Annotated in this window: 18 protein-coding genes; 10 read left to right on the forward strand and 8 right to left on the reverse strand. The window is 62.7% G+C overall.

Going from position 1 to position 24,169, the window contains the following annotated elements; all coding sequences use genetic code 11:
- Positions 1-20: 20 nt before the first annotated feature.
- Genes tssM through tssA form a run of 4 tightly spaced genes read left to right on the forward strand, consistent with a single transcriptional unit; the run spans position 21 to position 6,816 of the window.
- Positions 21-4,013, forward strand: a complete 3,993-nt coding sequence (gene tssM, locus GTP55_RS18025; protein ID WP_161046282.1) for a type VI secretion system membrane subunit TssM — start codon at positions 21-23, stop codon at positions 4,011-4,013.
- A complete protein-coding gene (gene tagF, locus GTP55_RS18030) occupies positions 4,010-4,996 on the forward strand; it encodes a type VI secretion system-associated protein TagF (protein WP_161046236.1) in 987 nt (328 codons plus the stop codon). The genes tssM and tagF overlap by 4 nt, the downstream gene beginning before the upstream one ends.
- A 4-nt stretch (positions 4,997-5,000) precedes the next feature.
- Positions 5,001-5,765, forward strand: a complete 765-nt coding sequence (locus GTP55_RS18035) for an OmpA family protein (protein WP_110849598.1) — start codon at positions 5,001-5,003, stop codon at positions 5,763-5,765.
- Positions 5,766-5,775: 10 nt separating this feature from the next.
- Complete coding sequence (tssA, locus tag GTP55_RS18040) at positions 5,776-6,816, forward strand: type VI secretion system protein TssA (protein ID WP_161046237.1); 1,041 nt, start codon at positions 5,776-5,778, stop codon at positions 6,814-6,816.
- Between the two features lie 66 nt (positions 6,817-6,882).
- On the opposite strand, the gene tssH is transcribed toward tssA, so the two are convergent.
- The 8 genes from tssH to GTP55_RS18080 are packed head-to-tail and all read right to left on the reverse strand — an operon-like array spanning position 6,883 to position 16,120.
- Positions 6,883-9,558 carry a type VI secretion system ATPase TssH gene (gene tssH, locus GTP55_RS18045; RefSeq protein ID WP_161046238.1) on the reverse strand — a complete coding sequence of 892 codons (2,676 nt, stop codon included), beginning with the start codon at positions 9,556-9,558 and terminating at the stop codon, positions 6,883-6,885.
- Between the two features lie 13 nt (positions 9,559-9,571).
- Entirely contained in the window at positions 9,572-10,654 is a 1,083-nt protein-coding gene (gene tssG, locus GTP55_RS18050; RefSeq protein ID WP_161046239.1) for a type VI secretion system baseplate subunit TssG, read from the reverse strand.
- The gene (tssF, locus tag GTP55_RS18055) at positions 10,618-12,462 is read right to left on the reverse strand and encodes a type VI secretion system baseplate subunit TssF (protein WP_161046240.1); all 1,845 of its coding nucleotides are present in this window, start codon (positions 12,460-12,462) and stop codon (positions 10,618-10,620) included. The genes tssG and tssF overlap by 37 nt, the downstream gene beginning before the upstream one ends.
- 4 nt (positions 12,463-12,466) lie before the next feature.
- Complete coding sequence (tssE, locus tag GTP55_RS18060) at positions 12,467-12,964, reverse strand: type VI secretion system baseplate subunit TssE (RefSeq protein ID WP_110849593.1); 498 nt, start codon at positions 12,962-12,964, stop codon at positions 12,467-12,469.
- A gap of 6 nt (positions 12,965-12,970) precedes the next feature.
- The gene (locus tag GTP55_RS18065; RefSeq protein WP_110849592.1) at positions 12,971-13,462 is read right to left on the reverse strand and encodes an Hcp family type VI secretion system effector; all 492 of its coding nucleotides are present in this window, start codon (positions 13,460-13,462) and stop codon (positions 12,971-12,973) included.
- Between the two features lie 39 nt (positions 13,463-13,501).
- The gene (gene tssC / locus GTP55_RS18070; RefSeq protein ID WP_110849591.1) at positions 13,502-14,983 is read right to left on the reverse strand and encodes a type VI secretion system contractile sheath large subunit; all 1,482 of its coding nucleotides are present in this window, start codon (positions 14,981-14,983) and stop codon (positions 13,502-13,504) included.
- A gap of 2 nt (positions 14,984-14,985) precedes the next feature.
- Entirely contained in the window at positions 14,986-15,498 is a 513-nt protein-coding gene (gene tssB / locus GTP55_RS18075; protein ID WP_110849590.1) for a type VI secretion system contractile sheath small subunit, read from the reverse strand.
- 19 nt (positions 15,499-15,517) lie between these two features.
- Positions 15,518-16,120: a tetratricopeptide repeat protein gene (locus GTP55_RS18080; protein WP_229258024.1), complete on the reverse strand. Its 603-nt coding sequence runs from the start codon at positions 16,118-16,120 to the stop codon at positions 15,518-15,520.
- Positions 16,121-16,312: 192 nt separating this feature from the next.
- Between GTP55_RS18080 and tssK the strand changes: the two genes are divergently transcribed.
- Genes tssK through GTP55_RS18110 form a run of 6 tightly spaced genes read left to right on the forward strand, consistent with a single transcriptional unit; the run spans position 16,313 to position 23,950 of the window.
- Positions 16,313-17,656 (forward strand): type VI secretion system baseplate subunit TssK, encoded by a 1,344-nt coding sequence (gene tssK / locus GTP55_RS18085; protein ID WP_110849588.1) that lies wholly within the window; start codon positions 16,313-16,315, stop codon positions 17,654-17,656.
- Between the two features lie 11 nt (positions 17,657-17,667).
- The gene (icmH, locus tag GTP55_RS18090) at positions 17,668-18,432 is read left to right on the forward strand and encodes a type IVB secretion system protein IcmH/DotU (protein WP_161046241.1); all 765 of its coding nucleotides are present in this window, start codon (positions 17,668-17,670) and stop codon (positions 18,430-18,432) included.
- Positions 18,433-21,291, forward strand: coding sequence for a type VI secretion system Vgr family protein (locus GTP55_RS18095; protein ID WP_229258025.1), 2,859 nt, complete (start codon positions 18,433-18,435; stop codon positions 21,289-21,291).
- Complete coding sequence (locus GTP55_RS18100; protein WP_161046242.1) at positions 21,288-22,826, forward strand: LysM peptidoglycan-binding domain-containing protein; 1,539 nt, start codon at positions 21,288-21,290, stop codon at positions 22,824-22,826. Before GTP55_RS18095 ends, GTP55_RS18100 begins: the two co-directional genes overlap by 4 nt.
- A gap of 13 nt (positions 22,827-22,839) precedes the next feature.
- Positions 22,840-23,430: a hypothetical protein gene (locus GTP55_RS18105; protein ID WP_161046243.1), complete on the forward strand. Its 591-nt coding sequence runs from the start codon at positions 22,840-22,842 to the stop codon at positions 23,428-23,430.
- A 28-nt stretch (positions 23,431-23,458) separates the two neighbouring features.
- Positions 23,459-23,950 carry a hypothetical protein gene (locus tag GTP55_RS18110; RefSeq protein ID WP_161046244.1) on the forward strand — a complete coding sequence of 164 codons (492 nt, stop codon included), beginning with the start codon at positions 23,459-23,461 and terminating at the stop codon, positions 23,948-23,950.
- Positions 23,951-24,169: the final 219 nt, after the last annotated feature.

The raw sequence follows: 24,169 nt of genomic DNA on the forward strand, positions 1-24,169 counted from the left end.
AGTAACCGAGCCCTATTATGATGCAAAAATTCTGGCTGTTCCTGACCCAACGCCGTACGCTGATCGTTATCGGCTGGTTGGCCTTTGCGGCGCTGCTGTTCCTTGCTGGCGCGCTACTGCAATGGCCGTCGTCGGTGCCGTGGATCGTGCTGGCGATCGCGCTGGCCTTCGGCGCCATCGTCTGGTACTGGCGCTATCGAAAGACGCAGCGCGCCGCCGGCAAGTTGGGCGACATGCTGGAACAGCAGGCGTCCAAGCCGGTCAAGGTCGATCCGGCCCAGCGCCAGGAAACCGAAGCGCTGCGCACCCGCATGCTTGACGCCATCGGCACCATCAAGAACTCCAAGCTGGGCCAGACCTCCGGCAACGCCGCGCTGTACGAACTGCCGTGGTATATGATCATCGGTAATCCGGCCGCCGGCAAAAGCACGGCGGTCGCCAGCTCCGGCCTGCAGTTCCCGTTCGCCGACAGCAAAATCGTGCAAGGCGTGGGCGGCACCCGTAACTGCGACTGGTTCTTCACCACCGACGGCATCCTGCTCGATACGGCCGGCCGCTATTCGGTCGTGGACGAAGACCGTGGCGAGTGGTTCGGCTTCCTCGACCTGCTGAAAAAATACCGCAAGAAGGCGCCGATCAACGGCATCATCATCGCCGTCAGTGTCGCCGAGTTGACCCGCAACCGTCCGGAATTCGCCATCAACCTGGCCAAGAACCTGCGCCAGCGCGTGCAGGAACTGACCGAGCGGCTGGAAGTGCACGCGCCGGTCTACGTGCTGTTCACCAAGGCTGACCTGATCACCGGCTTCAACGAATTCTTCCAGGACGCCGAACGCGGTGAGCGCGACAAGGTGTGGGGCGCGACCCTGCCCTACAGCCGCAGCACCGGCAGCGAGGAAGTACTGAACCAGTTCGACGCCCGCTTCGACGAATTGTACGAAGGCTTGAAAGACCAGAGCGCAGCCAACATGGCGCTGCAATGGCGCGAACGCATGCCGCCGGGCGTGTTCACCTTCCCGCTGGAATTCAGCTCGATCAAGCCGGCGCTGCGCACGTTTATCGCCACGCTGTTTGAGGAAAATCCGTTCCAGTTCAAACCTGTATTCCGTGGTTTCTACTTCACCAGCGCGCTGCAGGAAGGCGAAACCGTCTCCGCTTCTTCGCAACGCGTGGCGCAGCGCTTCGACCTGCAACTGAAGCCCGCCGAACATGAAGCAGCCCACCAGCAGCAGGGCTACTTCCTGCTTAATCTGTTCCGCAAGGTGATCTTCGCCGACAAGGATCTGGTATCGCAATACGCCAGCCCCGCCAAGACCCGCATGCGCTACGTCGCCTTCTTCGCCGCCACCGCGCTGGCTGGCCTGGCGCTGGCCGGCTGGAGCTGGTCCTACATGAACAACCGCCAGCTGGTGGCCAATGTGCAGGCGGACCTGGACCAGGCCATCAAGGTGCAGGAAAAATCGATGGACCTGCAATCGCGCTTTGCCGCGCTGGAGATCCTGCAAGACCGCATCGAACAGCTGGACAAGTATGAAGAGAGCCGTCCAATGTCGCTCAGCTTCGGCCTTTACCAGGGCACGCTGCTGGACCGCAAGCTGCGCGAAGAATACTTCAACGGCGTGCGCGAAGTGATGCTCAAACCAGTCGGCCAGACCCTGGAAGCCTTCCTCGCCGAAGTCAATAGCGGCGCGGCGAATTTGCAGCCGATGGCGCGTCCACTGACCGCCAGCGGCTCCGGCGGCAACACGGCGCCGGCGAACGCCACGCAGGCAGAAGCCGCAGCCGCCATCAACAACAGCGCGCAGCAGTTCAAGGATGCCTCGCCAACCGACGCCGAAGACGCGTACAACGCGCTCAAGACCTACCTGATGCTGGGCGATAAATCGCGCGCCGAAGCCGGCCATCTGAACGACCAGCTGACCCGCTTCTGGCGCGTGTGGCTGGACACCAACCGCGGCACCATGTCGCGCGAGCAGATGATCCGCAGCGCAGAGCGCATGATCTCCTTCTACCTGGCGCAGATCAACGACACCTCGTGGCCGCAGATCGATACCCGCCTGGCGCTGGTCGACCAGACCCGCGACAACCTGCGCCGCGTGGTGCGCGGCATGCCGGCGCGTGAACGGGTGTACGCCGACGTCAAAGCCCGCGCCGCCACGCGCTTCCCTGCGGTGACGGTGGCCGCCATCGTCGGCGATCAGGACAAGGAACTGGTACTGGGCAGCTACGCCGTGCCGGGCAGCTTTACCCGCGCCGCATGGCAAGGCTTCGTGCAGGACGCCTTCCGCGAAGCCGCCAACCGCGAACTGCAAAGCGCCGACTGGGTGCTGAAAACCTCGTCCAAGGATGACCTGACGCTGGAAGGCAGCCCGGAACAAATCCAGAAATCGCTGGTGGACCTGTACAAGAACGACTATGCGCGCGAGTGGCAGAAGTTTGTGCAAGGCGTGACAGTGCGTGACCTGGCCAACTTCGACCAGGCCGCCAGTGCGATGAACCGGCTGGGCGACCCGCAAAATTCGCCGCTGAATAAGCTGATGAACAGCGTCTACGAACAAACGTCGTGGGACAATCCGTCGCTGATCGACGCCGGCCTGCAACGCGCGCAGCGTGGCGTCAGCGGCTGGTTCAAGGAAACCATCCTGCGCCAGAAACCGTCGCAGCTCAACATCAACGTCGGTAGCGGCGGCGTGCAAAATGCCGCCCTGCCGCTCGGCCCTGTGGGCCGCGAGTTCTCCGGCGTGGCGCGCCTGGTGGTCGCCAAGGACCAGGGCGCGTCGCTGATGCGCGGCTACATGGAGCAGTTGTCCAAGCTGCGCGGCCGCTTTAACCAGATCAAGAATCAAGGCGATCCTGGTCCTGGCGCCAAGCAGCTGATGCAGCAAACGCTGGACGGCAATGGCTCGGAACTGGCGGAAGCGCTGAAGTACGTGGACGAGCAAATGCTGACCGGGATGACCGATGCGCAGAAGACCGCCATCCGTCCGTTGCTGGTACGCCCGCTGATCCAGACCTTTGCGGTAATCGTGCAGCCGACCGAAACGGAAATTAACAAGGTATGGGCGGCGCAGGTGCTGCAGCCGTTCCGCCAGTCGCTGGCCACCAAGTACCCGTTCGCCACCGAATCGAAGGCGGAAGCCAGCAATGCCGAAATCGGCGCGGTGTTTGGTCCGGAAGGCGCGATCGCCAAGTTCTTCGACTCCACGCTTGGTCCGCTGGTGGTGCGCCGTGGCGATACGGTCAGCGCCCGCACCTGGGCCAATATGGGCATCAATCTGGCGCCGCCAGTGGTGGCCAGCTTCCCTGGGTGGGTAGCGCCGCTGGCCGCCAACGGCGTAGCCAACGCGGCCGCATCCAGCGGTGGCGAAGGCCAGACCAACTTCGACCTGCAGGCGCTGGGCGCCGTCAGCGCCACCGAGTTCACCATCGAGATCGATGGCCAGGCCTTGCGCTGGCGCGGCCAGCCGCAGCCCTGGGTGCACATGACGTGGCCGAATCCGGCCGGTGTGCCCGGTGCGAAGATTACCGCCATCACACCGGAGGGTCGCAGCATTGTGGTGTTCAACGAGCCGGGTCACTTCGGCCTGAAGAAAATGATCGATGCAGCCAAGCGCAAACGCAAGGACAACGGCGCGTTTGAACTGACCTGGGATAATTCCGGCGTGTCGGTAACCGCCAACCTGAAGATCGGCGCAAGCACGCCGGCACCAGTGCAGGCGCAAGCTGCCGCGCCTTCCACGGCGGGCTTCAAGCGCCTGCGCCTGCCGGATACCGTGACCGCGCCAGCGCCGGCGCCAACGTCGGCCACCGCTGATGCACCCGCCGCAGCTGCCGCCAAGCCAGGCGCTCCAGCCGGTGCCGTGACGCCAGCGGCGCCGGGCGCGCCTGTCACGCCAGGCGCCCCTGGTACGCCGGCTGCGCCAGCACCGGGCCGCGCACCTGCACCGGTGCCAGCCACCATGCCGGCGCCGCAGCCCGGCACCGTCATCCGCACTGCAGGAGCCCAGCCATGAGTCGCGGCGCCACCATTGCCCACATCGGCTACTTCGGCAAGGTGCCGGGACGCGGCGACTTCGTCAAAGGCGGCGACAGCCCGGCCCTGATCAAGGTGCTCGACGACTGGCTCGCCCAGGCCATGGATTTGATGAGCACCGACGCGCGGTGGAAGCTGAACTACGACGCCGTCGCGCCGCTGCACTTCGCCTTCGTCGGCCCGCGCCGCCGTCACGCGATTGCCGGCCATATCGTCGCCAGCAGCGACCAGTCGTCGCGCCGTTTCCCGTTCCTGATGACCAGCAGCGTGGAAGTCGCCGACCCGGCCACCTTTGTGCAAACCGCGCCGCTGGTGTTCAACCGCCTGTGGACCCGGCTGGCGACGCTGAGCAGCGGCGTGGTCGCCGCCAGCGATCCCACCACGCCACTGCAGATGGCGGCCGCCGAAGCGATCGAACTCGATCTGCGCAGTGCCGCCTACCAGGCCACGTTCGAGGACTTTCTGGAACTGCAAACCATCGGCGGCCTCGATACGCTGCTATCGCAGGCCGGCTTCCGTGGCTCATCGCGCCAGGTGCTGCTGGCGCTCGGCATGCTGCTGCAACCGGTGATGGCCAGCAGTTCCAGCCGGCTGGATAAAACCCTGCTGCTGCCGCTGCCGCAAGATCCGATGTACCGCAACCTCGTCGCCGCCTTCTGGCTGCACCTGATTACGCCGTTCCTGGCGCGCGCGGACTTTGAACTGGCGCTGTTCCTCACGCGCCAGCGCGAACAGCCGGTGCTGCTGGTCGGCTTTAGCGGCGCCTCGCCGGCTACACTGCACGGCATCATGGACCCGCAGGCCGCGCAGGAACAGCAGATCGCGTTTGAACAACTGGACTGGGTGGAAGAACAGGCTGACAGCGACTACGCCGTCAAGAAACTGTCCACCTATCTGTCGCAGCCCTCCCTGTCACTCAAGTCCGCGCTGGAGTCGGTCAGCACGGCGTTTATCGGAACCTAGAATCATGCGTACTCTTTTATTTACAAGCCTGATGCTGGCCGCCGGCGCCACTTTCGCGCAGGCCAACGTGGTGCAACCGGGCCAGGTGCTGGCCGCCGGCACCCTGCCAGATGAAGCCAGCAAGGCCGCCGTGCTGGCCAAGCTGCGCGAAGTCTATGGCGCCGACAAGGTGGTCGACCAGATCTCGATCGACAAGGTGGCCACGCCGGCGAACTGGAACCAGTATGTGCAAAAGTTGCTGACGCCGGACCTGAAGCAGATCAGCCGCGGCCAGTTGAAGATCGACGGCAGCACCGTCAGCCTGCGCGGGGAAGTCGGCAACGAGGCGGTGCGCCAGCGCATCGCCAGCAATATCGCCACCAACCTGAATCCGACCTACACCGTCAATAACGGCTTGCGCGTATCGGCCGCCGACCAGGGCGTGCTGGATAGCGCGCTGGCCAACCGTATCATCGAATTCGAAAGCGGCAAGGCCGAGCTGACGCCGGCCGGCAAGGCGATTCTGGACGAGATGGTAGTAGCCCTGCGCAAGCTCGATAAGCGCAAGGTCGATATCATCGGCCACACCGACAGCGCCGGGCTGCGCGCTACCAACCAGGGACTGAGCCAGGCGCGCGCAGAGGCGGTCAAGGCCTACCTGGCCAGCCATGGCATCAATGGCGAACTGCTGACGGCCAGCGGCCAGGGGCCGGACCGTCCGATCGCCAGCAACGACACGGCCGAAGGCCGCCAGCGCAACCGCCGTATCGAATTCCGTATGGCGCAGTAAAGAGGACACCATGTATTCCGCACAAGAGCTTTTAGAACCAATCTCCGATAGCCAGCCTGCCGGCGGCGATCTGTCGTTTTCACCTGAACTGGACGCGATTGCGCAGGCGCGCAAGTTTGACGACCCATCGCTCGATCAGGGCGAATGGGTGACTGAATTGAAGGAGGCCGACTGGCCTTTCGTGGTGGAGCGCTGCGCGCATCTGCTAAAGACCGCCAGCAAGGATCTGCGACTGGCCGTATGGCTGACCGAAGCCGGCGCGCGCGTGCACCATCTGCGCGGTTTGGGCGAAGGCTATCTGCTGCTGGCCGGCTTGTGCGACCAGTATTGGGACAAGGGTCTGTATCCGTCGGCGGAAGACGGCGATAACGATCAGCGTACTGGCAATTTGAGCTGGATTTTGTCCCGCACTCCGGCACTGGTGCGCGAGATCGGCTTGACCGAGAACGGCGATTATTCGACCGTTGATTTTGAATCGGCACGCAAGCGTGCGGGCAGTGGCAATGAGGAACAGCAGAACCGCGCGCCAAAGCTGGCGGACATGGAAACGGCCAAGCGCAATAATTCGGCACGATTTGCCACGGCGTTCCGCGCGGATGCACAGTTTTGCATCGAGGCGCTGGAGCAGCTGGAACGCGTTGCCGATGCGCGTCTTGGCAACGACAGCCCCGGATTCTCGTCAGCGCGCGATGCAGTGAAAGCGATGCTGCATGCGATGCCGGCACCGGCCGGCGCCTCGGAAGAAGCGCCGGAGCTGGCGTCGCCGGCGCAAGAGGAGGAAGTGATGGAAGAAGCCACTGGGGCGGTGGCAGCGGACGTGGCGCCTACCCGGCCGGGCGTGATCGGCAACCGCGCGCAGGCCGTGGCGCAACTGCGCGCTGTGGCGGAATTCTTCCGCCGCACCGAACCCCACAGCCCGGCCTCCTACTTTGCCGAAAAAGCTGCACAAGCGGCCCTGCAAGACCTGCACACCTGGCTGCGCACCGTCGTCAAAGACGAAGCCTCGCTGGCCCATATCGAAGAACTGCTCGGCGTGCCGCGCGCAGAATAACGTCGTTCCCGCGCACGCGGGAACCCAAGCTGAGTATGGATTCCCGCTTTCGCGGGAATGACGCGCTTACTTCACCGTATATTTAAACTGCCCCTGCTTGTTGGCGCTGACCTTGATCTTGGCGATCGCCGCGCCTTCCGCCATGCGGGCCAGTACCGATTCCGCAATCTCCGGCAGCAGCGTGCCATTCAGGATATTGTCCACGTTACGCGCGCCGGAATCGACTTCCGTGCAACGCGCCAGCACTGCTTCCACCAGCGCCTCATCGTAGCTGAACTCCGCCTTGTGATTGGCGGCGATGCGGCGTTCGATCTTGCCCAGTTTGAGCTTGATGATATCGACCAGCACGTCGTCCGGAATCGGATAGAACGGAATCACCTTCAAACGGCCCAGGAACGCAGGCTTGAACTGCTTCATCAGCGCAGGGCGAATCAGCTGTTCCAATTCCTCTACCGACGGCAGCTCTTCCGGCGACTTGTTCAGGCAAGCCTGCATCATCGCGCCCGACGCCACGTTGGAAGTCAGGATGATGATGGTGTTGCGGAAGTCGATCTCGCGGCCTTCCGCGTCGTCCATCACACCCTTGTCGAACACCTGGAAGAACAGCTCCATCACGTCCGGATGCGCCTTCTCCACTTCATCCAGCAGCACCACGCTGTAGGGATTGCGGCGCACGGCTTCGGTCAGCACGCCGCCTTCTCCATAGCCGACATAGCCCGGCGGCGAACCTTTCAGCCCGGAGACGCTATGCGCTTCCTGGTACTCGCTCATGTTGATGGTGATGAGTTTGCGCTCGCCGCCATACAGCGCATCGGCCAGCGCCAGCGCGGTCTCGGTCTTGCCGATGCCCGATGGGCCGACGAACAGGAACACGCCTTTCGGTTTGTTCGGGTCATCCAGATTAGCGCGCGAAGTGCGCACGCGCTGCGCCACCGCTTCGATGGCATGCGGCTGGCCCAGCACGCGCTGCTCCAGATTTTCCTTCAGGCGCAGCACGGTCTTGATCTCGTCCTTGACCATTTTGCCAAGCGGGATGCCAGTCCAGCCGGCGACGATTTCCGCCACCACGTGGCCGTCCACCTGCACCGGCACCATTGGCGTTTCGCCTTGCAGCGCGCGCAGCTCGGCCACCATGGCCTGGATGTCGCGCGCCTGGCCGCCCTCGCCCGTCGCAGCCTGATCGCCGGTCGCCGCAGGCGCCGCAGATGCGGCGCGCGCCTCGATGATCTTGGCCGTCAGCGCCTTTTCTTTTTCCCAGCGCTCGGACAAGGACTTGTGCTGCTCGTCCGCCGCCGCGCGCGATTCGCGCAATTCCTTCAGGCGCGCAGCCGCATCGGCGCCGCCTTCACCCTGCTCGCGTTCCAGCGCGGTCGCCTCGGCATCGATACGCTCAATCTTGCGCGCCAGGTTTTCAATCAGCGCCGGCGTGGCATTCTGTCCCAGTGCCACCTTGGCGCAGGCGGTATCCAGCACACTGATTGCCTTGTCCGGCAGCTGGCGGCCCATGATATAGCGATGCGACAAGCGTACCGCCTCGGTGATCGCCTCGTCGTACACGCGCACGCCGAAGTGCTTCTCCATCAACGGCGCCATCCCGCGCAACATGGCGCAAGCCAGTTCCTCGCTCGGTTCTTCCACCTTGACCACCTGGAAGCGCCGCGCCAGTGCCGCATCCTTTTCAAAATACTTCTTGTACTCGCCCCAGGTGGTGGCGGCGATGGTGCGCAACTCGCCGCGTGCCAGGGCTGGCTTCAGCAGGTTGGCGGCATCGTTCTGGCCGGCCGTGCCGCCGGCGCCGATCATGGTGTGCGCCTCGTCGATAAACAGGATGATGGCGTGCGGGCTTTTCTTCACCTCGTCGATGACATTCTTCAGGCGATTTTCAAACTCGCCCTTGACGCTGGCGCCAGCTTGCAGCAGGCCCATATCCAGCGTGTGAATCTCCACGCCTTTCAGCACATCTGGCACGTCGTTCTGCGCGATGCGCAGCGCCAGCCCTTCCACCACGGCGGTCTTGCCGACGCCGGCCTCGCCGGTCAGGATAGGATTATTCTGGCGGCGGCGCATCAGGATATCGATGGCCTGGCGGATTTCCAGATCGCGGCCGATCACCGGATCGACCTTGCCATCGCGCGCGCGCTGCGTAAGGTTGGTGGTGAACTGGTCCAGCGCCGGCGTCTTGCTGGCCGCGCGGGCTTGCAGGTCGCCGACCGGGTCGCCCCCTTCATCCGTTGCGGCAGCCGGACGCGCCACCGGCGTCTCTTCCGAGCCGGCAGTGATCTTGTCCAGATTGTGCTTGATCTGTTCCAGGTCGAAGCGGGCGAACAGCTTCGAGCTGCGCGCCGCCAGTTGCGACAGTTCGGTGTCGGTCAACAGCGCCTGCAGCAGATGACCGCTGCGGATCTGCGCGTGCGCATCGTCCTGCAAATCCAGCGACGCGATCAGCCACGCGTTCTCAAACAGTTTAGGCAGGCGCGCGGAAAACACCGGCGTGCGCGTATTGCCGTTCTTGAAGCGGCCCACTTCCGCGCGCAGGTCCGCCTCCAGCTGGGTGATGCTGATGTCGCTCTGGCGCGCAATCAGCGCCAGGTCGCTCTTGGGCTGCTCCAGCAAGGCCAGGAACAGGTGTTCGACGTCCACTTCATACTGGCCGAGCGACACGCACAGGCTGGCCGCGCGCGTGGCGGCGGCGCGGCTGGTGTCATTCAATTTGCTGATCAGCGTTTTCAGGTTGATGCTCATTTTGTTGTCCTTTTTATGATGTGTGTATCTCGTAGCGGACATCGCTGCGGTCGTGCTGCTGCGCCTCTGTGACCAGGAAACTGTCCCAGCCCAGGCGCCCGCCGCTGCGTTCATCGTCCAGTCGCGCGCCTTGAACATCTTCGGCGCGCAGCACCAGCTGCACTTCATATTCCAGCGCCAGGCCGGTGAACATGGTGACCATGCTCTCCAGCGCGCGCGCCGCTTTACCGCCGGGCAGAAAGGATTCGTAGCCTTCCAGGTCCAGCGGCCCCACCACCAGCCGCATGCGCAGGTCGCGCTGCCACACGCGCGCCCCCGCCATCGCGCCGCCCCCCAGAACGGCGTTGGTCATGCCCAGCATGGTCTGCTGGCCGGCCGGCACGTCGTACCATGCGCCGATAAACTGCTCGATGCGTATCGACTGGCAAAAATACTCCGACAGCACACGTGCGATCTGCACCGCAGATGCAGGACGCTGGCGGATGGCGGTGGAAAAATACGCCATCGATTCATCCAGCACGCCATCGCCGCCATCCGACAGGCGACGCCGCAATGACGGACTATGCATGCCGGCCAGCGACAGCAGCAGCGGCAGGAATTCATCCTTGCCATGAATCTGGTACTTCAGCTCCAGCCGGTACTTGCGCCACGCTTCATAGAACAGCGCCAGCGCGCGGTTGGAAAACGTATCCAGAAACGCGCGCGGCCCCTCATCCTTCTGGTACAGCGCATGGGCGGCGATGCGCTCGGTGTAATGCGCCGGCAGCGTGCCGCTATTGCCCAGAAAGCCCATGAACGCGGGCGTGATGCGGATGTAGCGTAGCTGCGCACTTTTCAGCGCTTCGCCCAGGCTGCGGGCGTCGGTCGCCATGTCGCGCGGCTCCGGCTGCAGCGATTCCAGCTGGCTGGCAGGGAAAGCGAGCGAGGTCGAATTCTGGAAGCGCAGGAAATTGGCCACTGCGCCATCCTGCGGCGCGCCATGCTTCTTGAGCCACAGCTCCAGCATGCGCACCGCCTGGAAGTATTCGAAACGGTATGGCTGCGCGAACAGCCGCTCGATTACAGCAGGCTCAAATCGCCGCTTCGTGGCAAGCATCGCAGCAGTTCCTCTCCATTTTTGTTCGACTTGATCACCAGCTGCGTGAAGCTATTGGCGTGTACGTACAGGCCGAGGAAGCGTTCGACGATCTGCGCAAACGCGTGCACACCGCTACCGACGAAGGCTTCTTCATCCACCGTCAAAGTGACTTCGATGCCGCGCACCAGGCAGGCAAACGGGTTCCCCGGCAGCCAGGTATTGGCCGCCTTGTGCGACACGGCGACGATGCCGCCGATCTGCCGCTGCGACGACGGCGAACGTGGCAAGTCGTACAGCGTGAGCATCTCGCGGAAGGCATCGAGACCGCCGCCGGCCAGCGACAGGTGGTTCAGCGACAGGTGCGAAATCAAACGCCAGTGCGCGCCACGGCCACGGGCGAAGCGGTACGACGGCGTTGGCTTGCGCAGGAAGCTGATGGCGCGCACGCTCGATCCGCCTTCCAGGAACAAGTCGCCGCCGCGCATGCCGTAGCTAAGTAGTGACGGCAGGTCGCGGTTGGTGCAGCTCAGTTCCAGGCTCAGGGTGTCGGTTTCCACCTCGGCCGGATCGAAGTCGATGTCGACGATGGAAATCTGCGTTTCGTAGCCGGGGCTTTTCTCGGCCAGGTCTTCATTGCGGCGCGCCACCCAGTAGTGGCCATTCTTTTCCGGCGTCTGGCCGTGGCGCAGCGAATAGAACGGACGGAATTCCTGCACCGATTCGCCCTGCGGCGTTTGCCGCACCAGCTTGACCGATTCAATCGCCTGCACCTCGTAGGCGAAGGCGCGGCGGGCGTCGGCCAGCACCGGATAACTGGCGGTGGCGTGCGTCAGGCGTATCGGCTCACCGCGCTGGCGGAACAGGTTGACCACCGGCGTGCAGCCCAGCAGCACGTTGTTGGTCGACAGCGTGGCCAGCATGCGCGCCAGGTTGGAGTCGGTGCGCATGCCGGACAGCGCCAGATGCAGCGTCACCGTCTTGCAGCCGGCCGGCACCACGCCGCTGATCGCATGCAGGTCGATGTCGAAGAAATTGAATTTTTCAGGGAAGCAGAAATACTCGGTCAGCAGCCGGTAGGCGGTGTGCGAGCGCGCCGAAAAATCGATCAGCGCTTCTTCTTCCGCAAAGCCGGCCGGCGACACCGGCACCTTGTGCAGCGGTGTCCAGCGGCCGTTGTCGTCCGCTTCCACATAGGCGGCGACGGCGCGGGTGAACAGCGCATCGCGCAGCGCGGCGCAGAACGACGGTTCGCCGTCGATGAACACGCGCAGCTGGCCCAGGCCCAGTTGCGCCAGCGTCACCTGCTCCGCCGTGCACGACAGGGTCAGGCTGATGCTCGATGTGGCCTGCGCCGGCGGCCGCACGGCTTCCGGCGCGGCGATGATTGGAGCGAAGCTGGCCGCGCTCAGCGCCAGCGGCGCCACCGTCACCGGATAGGCGGTGCGGAAGGTGCAGGTGGCGCCGCGCACCGGACGCGTGGTCAGCTGGGTGCCGCGCGGGATGTCGCTGGCGGTGGTCAGCTGGGCGGCGGCGCCGCTGAAGTCCATGCGCGCGATCGAGCACGATGGGAAAGGCCGCAGGTAGTGCGGATACAGCACTTCAAACAGCGCTTCGGTAAATTCGGGGTAGTCGTCGTCGAGACGCTTGGCGATGCGCGAATTGAGCAGCGCGAAGGATTCGATCATGCGCTCGATGTGCGGGTCTTCGCACACCTCGCCGCCGATCAACAGGCGACCGGCGATTTTCGGGTAGCGTTCGGAGAATTCGCGCGAATAGCGGCGCAGGAATCCCAGCTCCCTTTCGTAATACGGCAGTAATTGTTCCAAGATCTCAGGCTCCCAGCGGCGTCGGGCTCACGCGGCGCGCCTTGCTGATGGTGTAATGCAGGCTTGAGGGCTGCAGGACTGCGTCAAAATTGACAGGTTCATGTGCGCTGTTGACCACCAACAGCGCGGTAATCGCAAAGTTCAAACGGTTGACCGAATCGGCCCGCAACTCCAGCGACGCCTGCACGTTGCGCAGGCGCGGCTCGTGACGGGCGATGGCCCGTTCCAGACTGCGGCAGATGAAAGCACGATCATCTGTGCTCGACAGCGACAGGCCGGCGAAATCATTCAGGCCATAAGTCGCAATCGACCGGCCGCATTCCGGAAACCGTTTCAGGAGTTCCTCCGGGATGACGGTGCGCGTGTTGAGCAGCGCTTCCAGATCGCGCGCGACCGAGTCCTTCAAGTCCTCGATCGACAAGCGCGACACCGTGCCGCTGGACGAGCCGTGTACCGGCACGTCCATCAGACGGTCGAACAAACCCGGAGTAAATCCCTTCATGACAACTTAAGCCGTCTTGTTGGCCGACAGGTCCCAACCGCCCGAGGTGTTACCACCCGAACCGCCACCCACTTTTTGCTGGGTGTATTTCCACTTCACTTTCGAATATTTCAGCGAGACGTCTTCGGTCAGGATGTTGCCTGGTTCGACAGCTGGCGCCACGCTGGAGATCAGCACGTTTTCCAGTTCGATTTCGAAGTACTTCACGCGGTCGCCATTGCCGTCAGCGCGCAGGAATTCCAGCTTTGCTTTTGGCAGGGTTTTGCCCGACGAGCAGTTTTGCAGCAGCAGCGGCGTGGCCAGGTCGGCCAGCTTGCTCACCACAATGTCTTTGTGCTCGGTACGTTCGGCGGTGTGACCACCACCAGTCGATGCGGTGGCCGATTTCGGTTGCAGCACTTCCCAGTTGACCGATTTGACTTCAATCCAGTCTTTGTGGGTGGTGTCTGCCGATTCGCCTTTGATACCGTCGATTTGCAGGTAGACGTCGATTGCCATGGTATTCCTTTCAGGTTTAAAAAAAGTTAGTGCGACTACTTAGGATTTGGTCGAAGCGGGGAGCTCCGCGACCAGACGGAGTGAAACCGACAGCTCATCGAGCTGGAAGTGCGGACGCAGGAACGACACCGCGCGATAGACGCCCGGACGGCCCGGCACTTCCGACACCTGCACCGACGCTTCACGCAGCGGGAACTGCGCTTTCTGTTCCTGGCTGGCGTTGTCGTCCAACAGCACGTACTGCGTCAGCCAGCGGTTCAGGAAGTCCTCGACATTGGAAGCGGCGGCGAAGCTGCCGATCTTGTCGCGCATCATGGCCTTCATGTAGTGGGCAATGCGCGAGACGGCGAAGATGTACTGCAGCTGCGCCGACAGCACCGCATTGGCGTTGGCGGCGTCGGTGTTGTACTTCTTGGCTTTCTGGGTCGACTGCGCGCCGAAGAAGGCGGCGTAGTCGGTGTTCTTGCAGTGGACCAGCGAGATGAAACCGAGGTCGCTCAGCTCTTTCTCGCGGCGGTCGGTGATGGCGATTTCGGTCGGGCACTTGAGCGCCACTTCGCCTTCGTCGGTCTTGAAGGTATGGGTAGGCAGGTCTTCCACCAGGCCGCCGCCTTCCACGCCGCGGATCGCCGCGCACCAGCCGTAGTCCTCGAAGGCTGCGGTCAGCTTGGTGCCGAACGCATAGGCGGCGTTACACCACAGGTATTTGTGGTGGTCGGTGCCGTCCACGTCTTCGACGAAGTTGAAGCCTTCCACGGTGGCGCCATCGGCCGGGTTGAACGGCAGGCGGCCGAGGAAGCGCGGCAGCGTCAGGCCGACGTAGCGCGAGTCTTCCGATTCACGGAACGACTTCCACTTCGCGTATTCGACGGTGTCGAACACTTTCGACAGGTCGCGCGGTTTGCCCAGCTCACTGTAGGTCTCAAGGCCAAACAGCTCCGGCGACGCGGCCGAGATGAACGGCGCGTGCGCGGCCGCAGCCACGTGCGACATCTGCTCGATGAAGTACATGTCTTCCGGCTGGCGGGTGATTTCGTAATCGCCGATCAGCGCGCCGAACGGGGCGCCGCCGAAGGTGCCGAATTCTTCTTCGTAGACCTTGCGGAACATGGTGCTCTGATCAAATTCCAGCGCCGACTGGAAGTCCTTCACCAGTTCTTTCTTGGTGGCGTTGAGCATCTTGATCTTCAGATTCTGGCCGGTGCTGCTGTTCTTCACCAGGTAGTGCAGGCCGGTCCAGCTGCTTTCCAGCTTCTGGAATTCCGGCGCATGCATCACGGCCGACAGCTGCGCCGAAATCAGGCGATCCAGCTCCGCCACGCGGGCGTCGATGGTGGCGGCCAGGTTATCGGAGACGACCACCGTGCCTTCCATCACCTGGCTGACCAGTTCCGCGATCAGGTCCTTGGCGCGTGCATGTTCCACGCTGGATTTGGCGACCTTGCTTTGCTCGACGATCTGGTCCAGCAGCGCTACTTCGGTAGCAGCCGGCGCGCCGCCGGGAGTCAGTTGTGCGGACATGATCAGCCCTCCTTCTTGTCGGCGTTTTGCTGGCTGATTTCGGCCAGTTTTTCAGTGCTGTGCAGGACGTCGTTGAGGATGTCTTCCAGCTTGTCGTTGCCGGCCAGCTTGTTGCGCAGGTCGGCCAGCTTGGTGCGGGCTTCCAGCAGCTTGCGCAGCGGATCGACCTGCTGCACCACCGACTCCGGACGGAAGTCCTCCATCGACTTGAATTTGAGGTCGACCGCGAACTCGCCGCCGTCTTCACCCAGTTCGTTCTTGACGCGGAAGTTGGCGCGCGGCTCAACGCCCTTCAGCACTTCGTCAAAATTGTCGCGGTCGACGTTGACGAATTTGCGTTCTTTCAAACGCTTCTGCTCGACTTCCGAATTGCCGCCGAAATCGCCCACGACACCCATCACGAACGGCAGTTCCTTGTTCTCGATGGCGTCGCCAATTTCAACGTCATAGGTCATTTGCACCCGTGGAGGGCGGATTTTTTGCAGTTTTTTCTGCACGCTGGTGCTCTTGGACATGGCTTGTTCCCTTCTTCGGTTATTTCAAGGCGTCAAATGGATTGGCGCTGCTGTCTTCCTGCTTGGCCTTGCCGCCTTTCTTGGCGGTGACCTTGCCGCGCGCCGGCGGCGGTGGCGGCTGCACCGTGGCGGCCGGCGGCACCAGCACGGTTTCGCCCAGACTTTCGCGCAGCAGTTTGGCCAGATCCTGCGACTCGGTGCGGATCGAGCCCGACAGGTTGTTCTGACGGCTCAGGTCGGCCAGCGAACGGGTCGACAACCGCAGGCCGCTGATGGCGATGATGCTGTTGGCCAGCGTGTCGTTGGGGTCACGCACCAGCACTTCCTGGGCGTTGATGATGGCGTCACCGTACTGTCCGGCTTCATAGCGGGTCTGGGCGATGCTCAACCATGGCGACTTGTCGGCGGGATACACTTCCGCCGCCTGCTTCCACAGCTTGACGGCCTGTTCCTTCTGGCCGGTGCTGGACGCGGTGCCGGCCTGCGCCAGCATGGATTGGAGACTGGGCTTGGCCGCCACTGGCGGCGCCACAGGGGCGGTGTTACAAGCGCTCAGCGCCACGACGGAAACGAGGGCGGCGGCCAGTTGCGAGGCGCGGCCAAAGGAGAGTACGGTTGTCATGCTTACCTCAGATTCAATATAAATAAACCAATATTTAAAAAACAATTCTGCAACTCGGCGCCACGTTATCAGAAATCTATTGTTGACGACGTTCAATTGAACTCAACCGTGCGCGCACGGTTGAAACCCAGCCGTGCGACCCTTTTTCAAAAGAAATGTTACTGTTCTGATACTTTCAAAACGGATAACGGTATGAGCAGCAAAATACTCTGGGGCGAAGGCCTGTTCTTACGGCCGCAACACTTTCAACAGCAGGACCGCTACCACGAGCAGCGGCTGCATCAAAGCGTGCAGGCGCTGCACCCGTACGCCTGGGGCGTCAATCAGATTCAGATCGACCGCGACGCGCTGGCCAACAACGGCCTGCGCCTGCTGGAGCTGTCGCTGCGCTTCCAGGACGGCGAGTTTTATGACGCCCCCGGAGCCGATGACCTGCCCGACCCGGTCGATCTGAGCCAGTTGCCGCAGTCGCAGCAGACCATCACCTACTACGCCGCCCTGCCCGCCTTCAAAGCGTTCGGCGGCAATTTCAGCGATGGCAATAGCGGCAGCAACAACGCCGTGCGCTACCTGCAAAACAATCAGGACACGCCTGACCTGTACACTCACGCCGCCTCGGCCCAGTTGAGCTACCTGAAGAAAACGCTGCGGCTGGTGCCGGAATTCGAACCGCGCGATTCCTACACCCACTTCCCTCTGCTGCGCCTGCGCCGTGCCGCCACCGGCGGCTTCGAGCTGGATGCGTCGTTCGTCGCGCCGAGCCTGTCCGTGCGCAGCGCGCCGCTGCTGTTCCTGCAACTGCGCCGCCTGCTGGACGCGCTGCAAGCCAAGGTCAGCGCGCTGTACGGCCACCACCGCGAACCGAGCAAGCACGTGATCGAATTCCGTTCGGGCGATATGTCGTCGTTCTGGCTGCTGCATACGGCCAGTTCCGCCTTTGCCTCGCTGACGCACTACTTCCAGCATCCGGCGCTACATCCGGAACGGTTGTACGAACAACTGCTGAGCCTGGCCGGCGCGCTGATGACCTTCTCCAAGAGCTGGACGCTGGCCGACCTGCCGCCGTACGTGCACAACGATCCGGGCCCTGGCTTTGCCACGCTGCACCAGATCATCCGCGAGCTGCTGGACACGGTGATTTCGTCGCGCTACTTCGCCATTGCGCTGCGCGAAGTCAAGCCGTCCTACCACCACGGCATGCTGGACTCCGGCAAGATCGACGACAAGACCACCTTCTACATCGCGGTCTCGGCCGCCATGCCTGCTGCCGAACTGGTGGAGGTGGTACCGCTGCGCTTCAAGGTCGGCGCGCCGGACGACGTCGACAAATTCGTGCTGTCGGCGATGCCGGGCGTGCGCCTGCAACACGCGCCGCAGGTGCCGGCCGCGGTGCCGGTGCGGCCGGACGCCATGTACTTCTCCATCGAGCCGAAAGGCCAGATGTATGAGCGCATGCTGCAGGCCCAATCGATCTCCATCTATGTCCCTGGCGGCATGCACGACCTGAAGCTGGAACTGGTCGCCGTCACTTCCTGAACCGAGGAACCATGAATACCGTAACCGCACCTTCCCTGATGGGCGCCGCCCCGGCGCCAGCCGCCAGCAACGCGCCGCAAACCCTGCTCGACCTGATGTATGACGGCTTCTACGCGCTGTTCATGCTGAAGAACGGCAGCGGCCCGCAGGAAAACGCCGAATTCGCCAACAAGATGACGCAGTTCCTGGACGACTTCGGCCGTGCCGCCCGCAAGCACAACGCCTCGCCGGACGATATCGACGCCGCCAAGTACGCCTTCTGCGCGGCGGTCGATGAAATCATCCTGCGCTCGCCGTTCGCCATCCGCGACGCCTGGGAGCGCCGCCCGCTGCAACTGGTGCTGTTCGGCGAACAGCTGGCCGGCGAAAACTTCTTCCACCGGCTGGAATCGCTGCGCGCCCGCGGCAGCGCGCACTTGCAGGCGCTGGAAGTGTTCCATATGTGCCTGCTGCTGGGCTTCCAGGGCCGCTACATCCTCGAAGGCTCGGAAAAACTGAACTACCTGACCGCGCGCCTGGGCGATGAAATCGCCCACATGAAGGGCAAGCGCGGCGGCTTTGCGCCGCATGCGGAGCGCCCGGACCAGATCGTGCACAAGCTGCGCAGCGACCTGCCGCTGTGGGTGCTGTGCTCGGTATTCGGCCTGATCTGTGTGCTGGGCTACATCGGCCTGCGCACCTCGCTCAACCGCGGCACCGAGCAGCAGGTGGCGGCCTATAACGACATCGTCAAACTGGCGCCGCGCCAGGCCAACCTGACCATCACGCTGCCGTAAATGGATATCGCATCGCTGATTCCCTCGGCACTTGGCCTGTTCGGCACCGGCCTGAGCCAGTTCGCGCGCCTGATTACACTGGCCAGCGCGCAGGACTCGGCGCTGCCGGAATCGCTGATGGCCGAGCGCTTTGCCGGACGCGAAGGCGTCAACGAACTGTACGCGTTTGAAGTGGACGCGCTCAGCACCTCGACCGACCTCGACCTGAACCTGTTCATCGGCGAGGAACTGACCGTCACCCTGCTGCAAGCCGACGGCACGCGCCGCGCCTGGCACGGCATCTGCACCGAAGCCGCGTGGCTGGGCGCCGACGGCGGCACGGCGCGCTACCGCCTGCTGCTGGAACCGGCGCTGGCGCTGCTGCGGCTGCGGCGCGACAGCTACATCTTCCAGGACAAGAACGCGCAGGACATCGTCACCGAATTGCTGGCCGACTATCCGCAGCTTCGCTTTGAATTCGATGTCACGCAAAACCTGGCGGCGCGCCCGATCTGCACCCAATACCGCGAGAGCGACCTGGAATTCTTCCAGCGCCTGCTGGCCTCGGAAGGCCTGAGCTGGCGCTTCGAACACGAGCAGCCGTCGGATGAATCCACCGATGGCCAGGCCAGGCACAAGCTGGTGATCTTCGACAGCAAGGCCGGCGCGCCTGACATGCCGGGCAATGCTGAAATCCGCTTCCATGGCGTGCGCGCCACCGACAGCGACGATGCCATCGACCAGTTTGCCGGGCGCCGCCAGGTGCAGCCGAACGCGGTCAGCATCAGCAGCTGGGACCCGGCGCAATTGCTGGCGCCCGGCGCGGAACAGCAATCGTCACTGGACGCCGGCACGCTGCCTGCACTGGCTGTGTATGACGGCGCCGGCGAACGCATCGCCAGCAGCGAAGCCGACTTGCACAGCCAGCTGATGCTGCAAGCGCTGGAGCTGGACAACAAAACCTTCGAAGGCGCGGGTTCAGTTCGCCAGCTGGCGCCTGGCCACGCCTTTGCGCTGACGCAGCACGAGCGCTATGCCAGCGACAACCGCTTCGCCGTGCTGTGGGTACGCCACGAGGCGCGCAACAACTTCCCTTCCCAGGTAAAACAGATCGCTTCGCTGCTGGAAGCGGGCACCTACCGCAATACCTTTGGTTGCGTGCGCGAAGCGGTGGCCATCGTGCCGCGCGCCATCGCCGCACCGCAGGCCGCTACCGCGCTGGGACCGCAGACCGCCATCGTGGTCGGCGTGGCCGATGCGGTGGCGAGCACCACGCGCGACCACCAGGTGCGCATCCAGTTCGCCTGGCAGCGCGGCCAGGGCGCCAATCCGGGCGGTATCGCCCACGACACCGATGAACGCGGCAGCGCGCCGGGCGACGACAGCAGCGGCACCTGGGTGCGCGTAGCCGAAGCGCTCGCCGGTCCCAACTGGGGATCGCAATTTACCCCGCGCATCGGCACCGAAGTGCTGGTCGACTTCATCGACAACGATATGGACCGGCCGCTGGTGGTGGCGCAGCTGTACACCGGCTCGGACACGCCGCCGTACGCGGCCGGCGTCGATTCCGGCGCCAACCATGCGGGCACGCTGTCCGGCATTCACAGCCATAACTTCGACGGCGGCGGCTACAACCAGTGGCAGCTGGACGACACACCCGGCCAGGTACGCACACGCCTGGCCACCAGCAGCGCCGCCACGCAGCTCAACCTCGGCTACCTGATCGCGCAAGCGCCCTCCTCGGCACAGCGCGGATCATATCGTGGCGCCGGCTTCGAGCTGCGCACCGACGCCTGGGCGGTGGTGCGCGGCGGCGAAGGCGTGCTGCTGACCACCAGCGCGCGCGCCGCCCAGGGCGCCGGGGTCAGCTCGACCCAGATGGATGCAGCCGAAGCCGTGCGATCTTTGCAGGCCGCGCAGGAACTGGGCAAAGTGCTGGGCGACGCCGCCGTCAAACAGGCCGCATTGGTCAGTTCGGATGGCGCCAAGGCGCAGCAGGAACTGTTGTCGCGCATCGATCCCAAGGACAAAGGCAAGCACGACGGCGCAGTCAACGGCCAGGAAGCCAGCAAGGCGCAAAGCGGCGCGCGCACCCTGGACGCGGACAAGCCGGTGGAAAAATTCGCCGATCCGCTGGTGCTGATGGACGCGCCGGCCAGCATCAACTGGGCCACGCCTGCCTCGACTGTGCTGTTCGCCGGCCAACAGCTGCACTGGACAACGATCGGCGATATGCACATGACAGCGGCGTACACGCTGTCGTCAGTGGCGGCCAATGCGGCCGGCTACTTCAGCCAGAACGGCGGCATCCAGGCGATTGCCGCCAACGGTCCGGTGTCGCTACAGGCGCATACCGACCAGCTGGAGATTTTGGCGGACAAGGCGGTCAAGGTTATCTCGGTCAACGACAGTATCGAGATCAAGGCCAATCAGAAGATTGTGCTGCAATCGGGCCAGTCGTCGATCACGCTGGACGGCGGCGACATTACCTTTGCCTGCCCCGGCAATTTCACCGTCAAGGGTGGGCAGCATACGTTTGAGGGCGGCGCCAGCGGCAACGCCGGATTGACTGAGCTGCCTCATCAGTTGGTCACGCCGAAACTGGAACCGTACAGCATCCGCTGGGCGGCCGTGTCCGCCTTTACCGGCGCCATGGCGGCCGACGTGGACGTCATCTCGGTGGTCAAGAAAACCGGCAAGCTGGCCTTCAGCGGCGTCACAGCCGGAGACGGCCGCAGCCCGCGTCAGCGGGACGAGAAAATGCCACAGGAATATTCCGTGCTGGTCGGCAGCGGCGACTGGGCCACCGACCTGACCACCGGTGAAGAGCCACAAATGCTGGACGACGACGCATGGATGGATTGGGAAGCAGAAGAATGAACGAAGAATACACCGTCAGGAAAGGCGATACGCTGACGCGCATTGCGGCAGCATTCGGCGTCAGCAAACACGACCTGGCGAAACTGAACAAGATTCAAAACCAGAACATGATCCGGGAAGGCCAAGTCCTGCAGATTCCGCCGAAAGTGGTGGAACTGGCGCCGCTTGAGCCACTGCAGATCGACTTGTCGAGCCTGCTGTCGCTGCAGTTTCTGGACGCCGCCAACAGGCCGATCGAAGGCATGGAAGTATCGGTCTGCGTGGCAGGCGAAGTGGAAAAGCACAAGACCGACACCTCCGGCAAGGTGCCGGTCATCACGGCCAAGCGGGACGACGTGGTCAAAGTCGAGGTGAAAAAACCCACCGGCGACTGGAAGAAGGTATCTGAAGTCAAGCTGGCGGAACCGGCAACCCATGCCCGCATCACCAGCCCGAAAGTCGCCCTGCCGGCCGAGATGAAAGTGCATGAGGGGCCGAAGCAGACCGCGAAAACCGACAAGCCCGCCCCACAGCCGGTCGGCACCGTGACCGAGGTGCGCAGCGAGAACGGCAACCCGGTGCAAAAAGTGGCGCTGGAATGTCCCAACACGGAAAATCTCCGGCTCGGCCCGAATGCGAAATACCGCGACGTGATTATTGCGGCGGGCAAGCGCAGCGGCTTTACGCCGCAATCCATCGCGGCCATCATGAACGCGGAAGCCGCAACCATCACCAACGTGACCTACATTCCGGTGATCGACAGGAAAACTAAAAAGCCTGTGTTAGGTAAGGACGGTAAGCCGAAAACCAAAAAACTGACGGAAAACACCGGCGAATGGGATCCGCGATCTGCCTCGTCCAAGTCGTCGGCGCGGGGGATGACGCAGTTCCTGGACGCCAGCTGGGTCGATATGGCGCTCAATGACGGCACCTTCTTGAATGAACGGGCCAAGAAGGAAGGCTGGATAACGACGCAGAAGTCGACCGTCATCAAGAAAAAGCAACCAGTCGAGGTCGAGACCCCGGCATTCAAACGCGCGGATGGCAAACTGGTTACCAAGACCAAAGATACCGCCCTGGTGCGGATTTTGTCGTCCAAGCCGTATATTACCGGCCGCGCAACGGCGAGTGACGCCAATCTGCAGAAATTGCTCGACCTGCGCTACGTCGCCGAATACGCCATCAACACCGCGGTCGACTACGGTTTGCAGAACCTGAAGGGATTGAAAGATGACGACTTCAAGCTGGATGGGCTGTCCGATGGGGACAAGGCCAAGCTGATTTACCTGACCCACCATCTGGGCCTGTCGGACGCCAAAAAATTTATCCGCAATACCATTACCTCCGATACGGCAAAGGTGCTGCTGACGGCGCAGGTTGGCGCAGACCGCGCCGCCGAGTATGCTGCGGATAATGGCAACGATTACGTCAAAGGCCATCGGAGCTGGCTGTTAAATTTCGTCGACAAGAAAATCAATATTACCGAAAAAATGTGTGACTCCAGCAAGGCTGCCGCTGTGCGCTCCTTGCTGGATGTGACGGTAGCGATCAAATAATTCACTCACTGCTATGAAACTGCTTAACTATCTCCTGATTACCGCTCCCCTCGCCTGCTCGCTGTGCTTCGCGGCGCCCACCACCGCGCAAGGCAACGCCGATGATATCAACCGCGTGCTGAATGTGCGCGATGCCGCTGAATACACCTATCCCACCAAATTCGGCGATTTGAAATTCGTGCGCGCTGATGGCACTCCCGGCGAGCCGGCTGAAAACCTCACTTTGAATGCAGGTGTATTGCTGTCGACGAAAGGTCAGGCGGACAAACAGGGTGGGCCGCTCTTTCTGATGTCCGAATCGCAAACAACCACGTCGCGCGAAAAGCTGCCGCGCCGCGCCGGTCAGGCTGGCAAAACGGAAACCACCCGCATGATCGTTCTCATCGGTCAAGGTACGTGCACGAAGAAGCTGGCCGTGTTGGATTTCACCGGGGCCAAACCTTTCATCTCCGAGCAATTCGGCAACGATCAGCAAGAGCGTGCTTGTTTAACCTTCAAGAAGGCGAAATGGGGCAAAAAAGAGTCGGAGATCACGCTGAGCAGCGGTGCTACCTATATTTATGACGCCAAGGGCAAGATAAGCGGGCCGTTCGCATTTGAATGAACAAGCTCACGAAAGCTCAAATAATTCTATGAAAATCTCATTGCTGATGATGTTGGCGGTATGGGCCGGAGCCGCCAGCGCGGCGCCACAAACTTTGTGCCGTCCGCAGGAGCAGGTGTTTTTTTCGTGCAGCCTCGGTAAAAAAATCGTTTCAGTGTGCATGACGCCGGACAAGGCTGCAGTCCCCTACATGGAATACCGCTTCGGTACCGCCAAAAACATCGAGCTGAAATATCGAAGCGATGCCCGGCAGCCCAAATTCAGCCGCGTCGCGGTCAATTATGCGAGTAACGCGGAAACCGTTCTCTGGTTTACGAATATGGATACGGACTACCTGCTGCATTTCCCAATCAAAGGCGGACCTGGTCTGGAGGTCAAGCAACAGGGCAAGACAATTTCGGAAATGGCGTGCCAAGGTGGCTGGGCAGCGACGGTGGGCGAACACGATCAGCCGTTGCCATTCATTGTTGAAAAACCTGATATAGATTCTTCGGAAGCACAGAAATACTGGCAGCGCTAAGATGATCAGGCTCATTGCGACACCTACGATGCAGGCTGCACTGCAACCGGCAAGGCTGCGCTACAGGCCGAGCTGATCGGCCCAGCTGCTGCCGAAGGCTGGAAGCTGCTCGACACACTGCTGTGCGCGCCCAAAACCGCCGCCATCACCGCCAGCGGCGACGAAACCAGCTTAGCTACTACCCCGACGAAGCCTGCGTGAACACCCGTACCCTGGAAT

The organism is Duganella margarita (assembly GCF_009857535.1).
GTDB classification, from domain to species: domain Bacteria; phylum Pseudomonadota; class Gammaproteobacteria; order Burkholderiales; family Burkholderiaceae_D; genus Rugamonas; species Rugamonas margarita.